Source organism: Propionispora vibrioides, assembly GCF_900110485.1.
GTDB classification, from domain to species: domain Bacteria; phylum Bacillota; class Negativicutes; order Propionisporales; family Propionisporaceae; genus Propionispora; species Propionispora vibrioides.
In genome coordinates, this window is record NZ_FODY01000057.1 from 1 (window position 1) to 2,319 (window position 2,319).

At 36.8% G+C, this 2,319-nt stretch carries 1 protein-coding gene and 1 pseudogene; both read right to left on the reverse strand.

Annotation, left to right across the window (positions count from 1 at the left end; translation table 11 throughout):
• Positions 1–620: 620 nt before the first annotated feature.
• Entirely contained in the window at positions 621–1,067 is a 447-nt protein-coding gene (locus BMW43_RS20815; protein WP_177173709.1) for a hypothetical protein, read from the reverse strand.
• Between the two features lie 13 nt (positions 1,068–1,080).
• Positions 1,081–2,319: pseudogene (locus tag BMW43_RS21310) on the reverse strand (hypothetical protein); the annotation flags it as partial.

Here is a 2,319-nt window from a genome sequence, read left to right on the forward strand (position 1 = left end):
TGCAAGTTCACCGCAGCACCGCTCCGTAAAAATCTGTCGATTCCCGGAAGTTGAGGATATCACCCTTATGTGACTAATATTGCATAGATACTCAAGAATGTAAAATATACTATATACTGTTATATTTCTCCAGAATATTTCTCGAACCTTTTGGATTTCAAAGGAATTTCCAATTTTTATATGCTACATTTCTGTAAAATCTGACAAAAATAAAGAGAGATTTCTAACCCATTATCGATTAGAAATCTCTCTTTATTTGCTCGTGCCTTTTCTTTGCTAGCACCAACTAGTGACTATCTAAACTTACAACTCTAAATTTCTTTTAACATCTATAAATTACAGATCAAGAGAACCGCCTCCAATATCTTCTGGGAGCATTGATGAAATATAAAGAATTATAGCAAAATTTATTGTGGGAACTGCGCTGGTAATGATTATGGGGTAATTGTCCGTTTTGTGGAGGAAATAAGTCTCAGTCATTTTAGATTTCACCCTGAGTAACTTTTTTATTATTACTTATAGGTAAACATACATAACAATTTAATATGGCTAGAACGCACTGAGATGAAAGAGAGGTCAGAGGATTTTACATCTACTAACCTCTCTTTTCTCTGATTAATTTATCCTAACTTATCATAAAAATCTCTCAGATATACTTGAATAATCCAAATATCTTTATAGGGTCTAAAAATTATTTCGTAGTCTCCTTTCTTATATTTAAAATATCGAAACTGTTCATCTCCTTTTTCATTGATCGGTTCCTTTATCCATCCCTTTTTTAACAATTCTTGATCATAATAACTTTCTAGTTCTGTAGAACTGAGTTTATACCTATATTCGGCATCGATCCATCGTCTTACAATTTTATGTCGGAGATTAAAATCCAATTGTTGAGTTTCCTTCGGATGTGTTATAGCTTGAAATTCTGAAATTAATCCATTCTCTCTTCTTTGAATACCTTGGGAATCAAAGATGCAAATTCCTCCTGTTAAGGCCACTAAACCAATAAAAACCACCAAGATGATTCTTCCAAAAAATTTAGTAAAACCGAAATCTATTTGAGACAAATTAGCACCTTCTCTACTTTGGAATATTAAATATTGGTATTGCATACCTTACTCCGGCACTTTTCCCTATACCTAAACTTGCCTGTATTTCTCCAGTAAGTGCAACACTAGGAATACCTGCAGATATATTTCCTCCGATTCCGGCTACGCTAGTAATACCAGCAGATAAACCAGCTAAAGCATTTGATAAATCAGCTCTATCTGCATCACTAATATTCCCAACATATCCCATTCCAACTGTTCCTGTAAGAGGTGGAGCGACTCCCACGCCAGCACTAGCATCTACGATTACATACACGGTTCCTTGCTTATCCACCATAAAGCCACCTGCACCGCTTGCAAATTTACCTAATCCAATACTTAACTCAAAATATGCATAATCGCACTGCATTGTTCGAGGATCTCCGATAATACCTGCATCAATTAAATTCCTAATCGTTTCTCCTGTAGTATTTTCTAGCTTACGCATCCGTTGAGTATCTCGATATGTACTCCATCCATTATCATTATTTTTAGTTGCACTTGTTGCCGTAGAAGCACCTGTTTGTTCATCACCACCAACAACTTTCGCTGCAGTTGCTCCAACAAGAGCACTCGCCCATTGCCACATGTCAGGTTGATTTTCAAAGTGATCTTTTAACTCTTTCTGTATTGCTTGATTAAAACCTGCTCCTGCTGCTCCTGACATGAAATCACTTCCACCTAGTTCGGACATGATTCCGCCCACTAAAGCATGAAGTGCTATTTTATTAGCCCCACCTACATCCCAAGAATCTACTTTGGCTTGTAATGCCGCAAGTTGCTCTGGTGTAGAGTTCTTATCTTCTTTAGCTTTATCCAATTCTCTTTGTGCAGCATCTTTAGCTCTATCAGAGATTTTATGAACTTCCTCGTAAGCTAGTTCTCCAAATAGTTTCGATAGTTCTTGTTTCTCCTGAACACTTTTTTTATCAAATATCTTATCTAATGTATTAACTGCATTTGTGGTATCACGACTTAGGTTAGAAATATCTTGGTTAGGATTACTCCTCACTTCAATAGTACCTGGCGAAATAGCTGATTTAGTAGTACTACTGGCATCACCACTAACGGGAACGCCAATATTAGGAGTAATTCCATACTCATTATTTTTTGCATCTTTGGAAGTATTGACACTAACCCCAACGCTGCTGGCGCTGTAATCGGCATGATTCTCAATGTCCGAGTAAGTCAGCGTATCGGTAGACAGCCTATTCTTATCAGGTGTAGCCTC